Source organism: Allomesorhizobium camelthorni (assembly GCF_011045125.1).
GTDB lineage: Bacteria > Pseudomonadota > Alphaproteobacteria > Rhizobiales > Rhizobiaceae > Allomesorhizobium > Allomesorhizobium camelthorni.
Genome location: NZ_JAAKZF010000148.1, coordinates 1 through 7,800, shown reverse-complemented (window position 1 = coordinate 7,800; position 7,800 = coordinate 1). Strand labels below are relative to the sequence as shown.

Below are 7,800 nucleotides of genomic sequence, written 5' to 3'. Positions count from 1 at the left end.
CCTGAAACCGCCGGGCCTTGCTCGCGCAAAGCTACGAAGCACTGAACAAAATCAATAAGTTGCCGTTTGTGGACGGAAACTAGCTAGGTTTGCCGCATCCGGCTGAAACGTTGAAACAGGAGTTGAAGCTATTTGCGCGCGCCAGGCGGAGAGCGGCTGAAGCAGGGTGTTGGTTCTCAGAATCGCCCAGATGATAGGTGCCGCCTTGTTGCGCTCGCAACCACGATGTTGTTGGTGTGCATACCGCGTTCGACGAGACGCTCCATAAATGCGGTGACGCCGTTCTCGCGCTTATTGCGGTTGTAGAAGGCAGATCGCATGCCGTGGATCGTCAGCGTCAGGACATAGGTGTTGGTCCTCGAACAGAATAATGAATGGGCCGTGCAGCGGCGCACCACACGATCTTGAGACCATCAGCCAGATGATCCGCTCATCAGTCTGCCGGCAGTGGCACGTTGATCAATCCAGCCTTTGCGGGAGAATACGGCGACTAATGGCCATCAGCTGCACCTGTGACACGATCGCGTCCAGTCAATTCTACAGTTGTTGCGCTACTGAAATGTTTGTAAGACCCCTGCTCATTCAGTGCCGCTGCGCCAGCAGCAGGTGCTAGGCCCGCCTTGAAGCGGTCAAATCATGGTTGTAGATCTGCAGGGTCGGTGCTTTGCTCGCCGTCAAAAGGCTGGTTCAGAAAGTGCCGACATGAATGTCCCTTTGACGCATCTGCAACTCCTAGAGGCCGAGGCCACCCATATTTTTCGCGAGGTGGCCGCGACCTTTGCCAAACCGGTGATGCTCTATTCGGTAGGCAAGGATTCGTCGGTCCTGCTGCATCTGGCGATGAAGGCCTTCTATCCGGCCAAGCCGCCATTTCCTTTTCTTCACGTCGACACGACCTGGAAGTTTCGCGAGATGATCGAGTTTCGCGACTCCATGGCCGAGAAACTGGGCTTCGACCTTCTCGTCCATGTCAACGAAGACGGCGTGCGCGACGGCATCAATCCCTTCGACCATGGCTCGAATACCCACACCCATGTCATGAAGACGGTGGGGCTGCGCCAGGCGCTCGACAAATACGGTTTTGACGCGGCCTTTGGCGGAGCCCGCCGCGACGAGGAAAAGTCGCGCGCCAAGGAGCGCATCTTCTCGTTTCGCAACGCGCAGCATGTCTGGGATCCAAAGAACCAGCGTCCGGAAATGTGGAAGATCTACAACACCCGGATTTCGCCGGGTGAATCGATCCGCGTCTTCCCGCTGTCCAACTGGACCGAACTCGACATCTGGCAATACATATTGCGCGAGGACATCCCGATCGTGCCACTTTATTTCGCCAAGAAGCGGCCGGTGGTCGAGCGCGACGGCATGATGATCATGCGCGACGACGACCGCATGAAGCTTCGGCCCGGCGAGGTCATCGAGAACCGTCTGGTCCGTTTCAGGACGCTCGGCTGCTACCCGCTGACGGGGGCGATCGATTCCGACGCCGGCGATCTCGAAAGCATCGTCAACGAGATGCTGATCGCCCGAACCTCGGAACGCCAGGGTCGGCTGATCGATCGGGACGAGGCCGGTTCGATGGAAAAAAAGAAGCGCGAAGGGTATTTCTGAATGCATCGTGTGTCGCCTAAAACGGCCGGTGCGGTGGTCGGGATCGATGGATTTCTCGCCGACCATGAGCAGAAATCGCTGCTGCGCTTCCTGACGTGCGGTTCGGTCGACGACGGCAAGTCGACGCTGATCGGCCGCCTGCTGTCCGACACCAAACAGATTTTCGAGGACCAGCTCGCGACGCTCGAGCGCGATTCGAAGAAGCACGGCACGACCGGCGACGACATCGATTTCGCATTGCTCATGGATGGGCTGGAAGCCGAGCGCGAGCAGGGCATCACCATCGACGTCGCCTACCGCTTCTTCGCCACGCCCAAGCGAAAATTCATCGTGGCCGACACACCCGGCCACGAACAGTATACACGCAATATGGCCACGGGCGCCTCGACCGCCGATCTCGCCATTGTGCTGGTCGACGCCAGGCAGGGCGTGCTGCGCCAGACGCGCCGCCATTCGATCATCGCTTCGCTGCTCGGCATCCGCCACGTGGTGCTTGCGGTCAACAAGATCGATCTGGTTGGGTTCGACCGTGATGTGTTCGCCAGGATCGTCGCCGACTACACGGAGTTCGCCAAGGATCTCGGCTTCTCGTCCATCGTGCCGATCCCGATGTCGGCGCGCTTCGGCGACAACGTCTCGCGGCGGTCAGCGCAGACCGGCTGGTATGCCGGCCCGACCCTGATCGACCATCTCGAAACGGTGGCGGTCGATGCCGCGGCCGGACAGCCGTTCCGGTTTCCTGTCCAATACGTGAACCGGCCGAATCTCGATTTCCGCGGCTTCGCGGGAACGGTCGCGTCGGGCTCTATCGCAGCGGGTGACGAGATCGTCGTCGCGAAGTCCGGCAAGCAATCGCGCGTCAAGCGCATCGTCGCGCAGGGCCGGGATCTCGAACGGGCGGTGGAAGGGCAGGCGGTCACCATCGTCCTGGAAGACGAGATCGAAGTCTCGCGCGGCAATATGCTAGTTGCGCCCGAGGCGCCGCCTCACGTCGCCGACCAGTTCACGGCCAACATCATCTGGTTCGACGAGCATCCGCTTCTGCCGGGACGTTCCTATATCTTCCGCACCGAGACAGACCAGGCGAACGCGACCGTTACCGAACTGAAGTACCGCGTCGATGTGAATTCATTCGCGCATCAGGCCGCCAAGTCGCTCGACCTCAACGAAGTCGGCGTTTGCAATCTATCCACCCAGGCCCCGATCGCCTTCGACACCTATGCCGAAAATCGCACCACCGGCGCGTTCATCCTCATCGACCGCATCACCAATGCGACGGTCGGGGCCGGCATGATCTTGCATGGGCTGCGCCGCGCTGACAACATCCACTGGCAGTCGCTGGAGGTGACGAAGAGCGCCCGCGCCGCGGCCAAGCACCAGAAGCCGGGGGTCCTCTGGTTCACCGGGCTTTCGGGTTCGGGCAAATCGACCATCGCCAATCTGCTCGAAAAGAAGCTGCATGCGAGCGGCCTCCACACCTACATTCTCGACGGCGACAATGTCCGCCACGGGCTGAACCGCGATCTCGGCTTCACCGACGAGGACCGTGTCGAAAACATCCGCCGCGTCGCCGAAGTGGCGCGGCTGATGGTGGACGCCGGCCTGATGGTGATCGTCTCCTTCATCTCGCCGTTTCGCGCGGAGCGCCGCATGGCGCGGGAGATGATGGGCGAGGGCGAGTTCATCGAGGTGTTTGTCGATACGCCGTTCGAGGAATGCGCCGCGCGCGATCCGAAAGGGCTCTATGCGAAGGCGCTCGGCGGCGAGATCAAGAATTTCACCGGTGTCGATTCGCCCTACGAGACGCCTGAAAATCCGGACATAAGGCTGACGACGACCGGCAAATCGCCGGAAGAGATAGTAGATGCGCTCGAAAGATGGCTCCATGAACGCAACATTGCCCAACGACCTCCTGCCGACGAAGGTGGATCCATCTGACGAAAAGGCCGTCCTCGCCCTATTCGAAGGGTTGGCGCTGTCGGCGGGCCGCGCCGCCATGGATATCTTCGCGGCCGGATTTATCCACGAGACGAAGGCGGATGCTTCGCCGGTGACCGAGGCCGACCGGGCGGCTGAACGGGTGATTCTCGAAGGTCTTCGCATCGCGCTGGCGGGCGTAACCTGCGTGGCGGAAGAAGAAGTCGCCGCCGGCGTGGTGCCGGTGCTGGAAGGCGACGCGATCCTGCTGATCGATCCGCTCGACGGCACCAGGGAGTTCATCAACCGCCAAAAGGACTTCACCGTCAACATCGCGCTGGTGCGCAATGGGTCACCCGAAATGGGCGTGGTCTACGCGCCGGCAAGGAGTGTGTTGTACTCCGGCCGTTCCGGCGAAGCGACCGAGGTTTCAATTTCGCGGGACTTCTTGCCGGCGGCCCGCCGCAAGATATCGGTACGCAGCGCAGCCAAGCCGCTTACGATCGTCGCGAGCCGATCCCATCGCACGCCCGAGACCGACGAATTCATTGCCAGATTCGAGGGCGCGGAAATCGTCTCGGTGGGCTCGTCGTTGAAATTCTGCCTGCTGGCGAGCGGAGCGGCCGATCTCTATCCGCGTTTCGGCCGCACCATGGAATGGGATACCGCGGCCGGCGATGCGATCCTCCGTGCGGCAGGCGGCATGACCCGCACCACTGACGGCAGGCCGCTTCGCTATGGCAAACGCGGGCAGCGCGACGAGGCGGATTTCGCAAATCCCTGGTTCATAGCAGATGCGTCACCGGCTGCGACGGATCAGCGCTTACGCTGACTGAGCATCCATCCGATTCCAGCGGAACGGAACTGGCGCTAGTCTCTCCGGCAAAACATCCTGCTGTAGCAGGATCCGTTCCGGTTCAAAGATCGGAGCATTCTCAGCGTATGCCGGTCATCAAGCGTATCGCCCCAGTTTTCCTCTATGCACAGCAACTGCCAGTCATTGCCGAAGCAGACCTTTGCCAGTTCGAACTCGCGGCGGATGGCCGTTTTGACGGCTTCATGGAACGGTATGATCGTCGCTTCTGCCGTGGCAACGATGTAACACATCGCAGGAATGGGGCCAACGATCGTTGTGCTGCTCAATCGACGGGCAAAGTCATGCGCCGTCCAAATGGAATGAATGACCATGCCCGCTCGTGGAGGTAGTAGAGGACGATCTTTGTAATCACCTCGGCGGTGGCGATGGAGCCTGCGGAGACCACGTTTCCCGTTATGAGCCAACTCAGCGCGAAAGTATCGAGGCTGCCTGTGATGCGCCAACTGACAGCCTTTGCGATCGATCTGCCGTGGGTCTCGGGAACAGGAATGAACATGCGCTATCGCTCCGGGGGAAGTGAGACGATCAGATATCAACAGCCGTCCTATTGTAAAGCTTTGGTGGCCAGGAGCATCAGTCCGGATGGCGCCAACGGAACCGCGTCCTTCGTTTCGACCACGACGAGATCTTTCACGCCGACGATGGCGACGAGGCGCCCGTCCGCGCGCACGTTGTTGTTGTTGCTGGAAAGGGACAAGACATCGCCCTTGAATGCGTTTCCATCGCCGTCGCGCTCCTGAACGTCCCAGAGAGCGGACCAGGAGCCGATATCGCTCCACCTTGCATCGAGCGGAATGACGACGGCGTCGTCGGTTTTTTCCATCACCGCATAGTCGATCGACTCCGCCGGGCATGCCTCGAAGGCTTCCGCGTCGACCCGCACGAACTGCATGTCCGGCTCGGTCACGGAAATCGATCGGCTGCAGGCGTCGAGGATTTCAGGCCGGCGGCGCTTCAGTTCCTCGAGATAGCGGCTGGCGCGAAACATGAACATGCCGCTGTTCCAGTAGTAATCGCCGCTCTTCACGTATTTTTCGGCGGTCTGCCGGTCCGGCTTCTCCTCGAATCGGCCGACGACGAAGCCGCCGTCGGAAAGCGCCTCGCCGCGCAATATATAGCCGTATCCCGTCTCGTTGCGGTCCGGCACGATGCCAAACGTGACGAGCTTTCCCTGCTCGGCCATGGGCACGGCTTTTTTGACGCTCTCACAAAAGCGGTCGACATCCAGGATGAAATGGTCGGCTGCGAGGACGAGCAGAAGCGGGTCGTCGCCATTTCGCGTAGCGAAAAGCGCCGCAAGCGCGATCGCCGGAGCCGTATTGCGGCCGACCGGCTCCAGAAGGATGGATGCATCTTCCCGGCCGATCAGTCGCATCTGTTCGGCCGCCAGGAAACGATGCTCCTCATTGCATATCAGCAGCGGGGATTCTGCGCCCAGGACGCGACGGCGGCGACGCGCGAAAATTCGCTCGATGCGATAGAGGCTCTAGCTAGTGTTGTCGGGCAGCCCCATTGCAAAAGTGCCGGGCTTCGCTTCCCGCGGCGCGCTCAAACTGTGAATCGGCGTCAAAGGATGACCCTACCTCCGAAATACGCAAACCGCTTGATTTCTCCCGCTGTTCATGACGAGCTGAGGGGGCACGACCGGCACCGATCTTAACCCTCTTTCAGCACAGGTATGACTGCGATATCAACATGATGCGGCATTTTCCGCGGGGCCATGCATCGACGCCGCGTCACATCCAGTTTGCCAAACGAGAAAGTCACGACGAGCTACGCATTCAACACGATCGGCTGCGAAGGCGAGACCCTTTGAACCCGTGCGAAATCAGCACGGGTAGGAGTATTGCCTGACAAGCCTCCAGATGGTCTCGTTTATCTCCCTGATATCGAAGATATAGCTCCTGATCTTTTCGATTTCTGCATCGTCCAAGTCTTCCATCTTGCCGTATCGGATTTCGTCCTTCGCATCAAAGACCCTCATCAGTTGGGTTTTTGCCGATGAGCCGGACTCGTCGAAGGAATAAATGCAGTGGCTATATTTGTTCCTTAGCTTGGCTTTCCGCGTCAGTTGATCGGTCACCGTGAGTATCGCGCGTCGGCGATCCGGCGGTGTCTTCTGGAGTTTGGCAAGACGTTCGACAAGCTCGATGCGAGCCCGCGTCGTGTTCAGGGTCAGGAAGATGACAATGGCGGTTTCTTTGTCGACTTCGGCGAGGCCAGCGATGAGATAGATCAGCAGGCTTTCCGTATTGGTCCAGGTGTAGTTCAGCTGGCCCAGAACGAGCAATATTTCCTGAAAGCGAGGCATGGCGTGCTCACTGCCCGACATAGCCGGCGAGGGCGCTATTGTGCGTATTGGCCTCTGCGGCCCGAGCCAGGAAGATTGCGGCCGCTGCGGTCCGGTTCTGGGCGCCGAGCTTCTTTATGATGTTGTGAATGTGGACTTTCACAGTGTGCTCGGAAAGGTTGAATTTTGCCGCAATTATTTTGTTCTGGCAACCGTGGGACACCATCTCCAAGACCTGGTGCTCACGTTCCGTAAGACAGTCCAAATTGCGACGCTGGGGGTCGACGATCGGGCTGATTTCCTTCCGATCGCTTGAACTCGATCGCGCGGCGGCATCCTTGTTCGGCTCCGACTGGCGCCCGTTATGCATGAAAGAAATCGGAAAATACTCTCCCCCACGGAGCAAGAGCCGTATCACCGAAAGCCACAAGTCCAGTCTCAGATTCATCGGCAATACGTTGCGGACAGTGCGGGACGACTTAATGTCATCAACAGTATTTCCTTGATCGCTGTGGTCGTCATACATGACCGCCGTGATCGAGGAGGGGTGGTGCCTGGCAATCGTGTCGGCAAAGACACCAATTTCCCCGAGGAACTCAGGTTCTATCAAGATAAGTGAAACGGGGTGCTCGAATTTCACGCACGCCGACTCGACGTTTTGCACTTGTTCAACCAAAATCCAGGGAAACTCGCGTTCCAGCGCGTGAAGAAGACAGTCAGAAACGCTACCGGGAAGGGCGACAAGGACCAAGATCCTCTTGAATGGCGCAACACCGCTGCCTGCAAGTCGAACGCTGGTATTCATGGCCTCGACCATTGTTGCATACTCAAAGAGTGCGGCAGCCCCTCGGATAGACAGGATTACTGGTTGGCATGTTTTATAATCAAAACAGATTATATACCCGCTTACCGGGATAAGAAATAGCTCGAAAGGGTTACATCCGGGCTATGGTCCTCCTTTCGGATAAGCAATGTCAGGTTGCCCCGGCTTCTTGTCGAAATACACCGCTTTCACGTCGTCCCATCAGCGGCATGGAGTTGCGGCGCAAAACCCAACGTCGCGGCAGCTGATACTGCTGTTCGGGCGAGAATGCCGGCGGCGCTTTGA

The 7,800-nt window shown here is 59.0% G+C and carries 8 protein-coding genes; 3 read left to right on the top strand and 5 right to left on the bottom strand.

All coding sequences use genetic code 11. The annotated features are described in order from the left end of the window. The first annotated feature begins 702 nt into the window (after positions 1-702). The 3 genes from cysD to cysQ are packed head-to-tail and all read left to right on the top strand — an operon-like array spanning position 703 to position 4,357. Complete coding sequence (gene cysD / locus G6N73_RS33730; RefSeq protein ID WP_165034246.1) at positions 703-1,608, top strand: sulfate adenylyltransferase subunit CysD; 906 nt, start codon at positions 703-705, stop codon at positions 1,606-1,608. Then, positions 1,609-3,546 (top strand): sulfate adenylyltransferase subunit CysN, encoded by a 1,938-nt coding sequence (gene cysN, locus G6N73_RS33725; protein WP_165034245.1) that lies wholly within the window; start codon positions 1,609-1,611, stop codon positions 3,544-3,546. After that, entirely contained in the window at positions 3,494-4,357 is an 864-nt protein-coding gene (gene cysQ / locus G6N73_RS33720) for a 3'(2'),5'-bisphosphate nucleotidase CysQ (protein ID WP_165034244.1), read from the top strand. Before cysN ends, cysQ begins: the two co-directional genes overlap by 53 nt. A 38-nt stretch (positions 4,358-4,395) precedes the next feature. Here cysQ and G6N73_RS33715 read toward each other — a convergent pair whose 3' ends face one another. The 5 genes from G6N73_RS33715 to G6N73_RS33695 all read right to left on the bottom strand — a co-directional run bounded on the left by G6N73_RS33715 (position 4,396) and on the right by G6N73_RS33695 (position 7,509). Continuing rightward, entirely contained in the window at positions 4,396-4,713 is a 318-nt protein-coding gene (locus G6N73_RS33715) for a hypothetical protein (protein ID WP_246252785.1), read from the bottom strand. Next, positions 4,665-4,898, bottom strand: a complete 234-nt coding sequence (locus G6N73_RS33710; protein ID WP_165034243.1) for a DUF2061 domain-containing protein — start codon at positions 4,896-4,898, stop codon at positions 4,665-4,667. The genes G6N73_RS33715 and G6N73_RS33710 overlap by 49 nt, the downstream gene beginning before the upstream one ends. A gap of 48 nt (positions 4,899-4,946) precedes the next feature. Then, positions 4,947-5,840: a mannose-1-phosphate guanylyltransferase/mannose-6-phosphate isomerase gene (locus G6N73_RS33705; protein ID WP_425484190.1), complete on the bottom strand. Its 894-nt coding sequence runs from the start codon at positions 5,838-5,840 to the stop codon at positions 4,947-4,949. Positions 5,841-6,230: 390 nt separating this feature from the next. Further along, positions 6,231-6,713: a hypothetical protein gene (locus G6N73_RS33700; RefSeq protein ID WP_165034242.1), complete on the bottom strand. Its 483-nt coding sequence runs from the start codon at positions 6,711-6,713 to the stop codon at positions 6,231-6,233. A 7-nt stretch (positions 6,714-6,720) separates the two neighbouring features. Further along, complete coding sequence (locus tag G6N73_RS33695; protein ID WP_165034241.1) at positions 6,721-7,509, bottom strand: helix-turn-helix transcriptional regulator; 789 nt, start codon at positions 7,507-7,509, stop codon at positions 6,721-6,723. Between the last annotated feature and the right edge of the window lie 291 nt (positions 7,510-7,800).

Coding starts and splice junctions, on each gene's coding strand:
- cysD (WP_165034246.1), top strand. CDS start 703: ATGAATGTCCCTTTGACGCATCTGCAACTCCTAGAGGCCGAGGCCACC.
- cysN (WP_165034245.1), top strand. CDS start 1,609: ATGCATCGTGTGTCGCCTAAAACGGCCGGTGCGGTGGTCGGGATCGAT.
- cysQ (WP_165034244.1), top strand. CDS start 3,494: ATGAACGCAACATTGCCCAACGACCTCCTGCCGACGAAGGTGGATCCA.
- G6N73_RS33715 (WP_246252785.1), bottom strand. CDS start 4,713: ATGGTCATTCATTCCATTTGGACGGCGCATGACTTTGCCCGTCGATTG.
- G6N73_RS33710 (WP_165034243.1), bottom strand. CDS start 4,898: ATGTTCATTCCTGTTCCCGAGACCCACGGCAGATCGATCGCAAAGGCT.
- G6N73_RS33700 (WP_165034242.1), bottom strand. CDS start 6,713: ATGCCTCGCTTTCAGGAAATATTGCTCGTTCTGGGCCAGCTGAACTAC.
- G6N73_RS33695 (WP_165034241.1), bottom strand. CDS start 7,509: ATGGTCGAGGCCATGAATACCAGCGTTCGACTTGCAGGCAGCGGTGTT.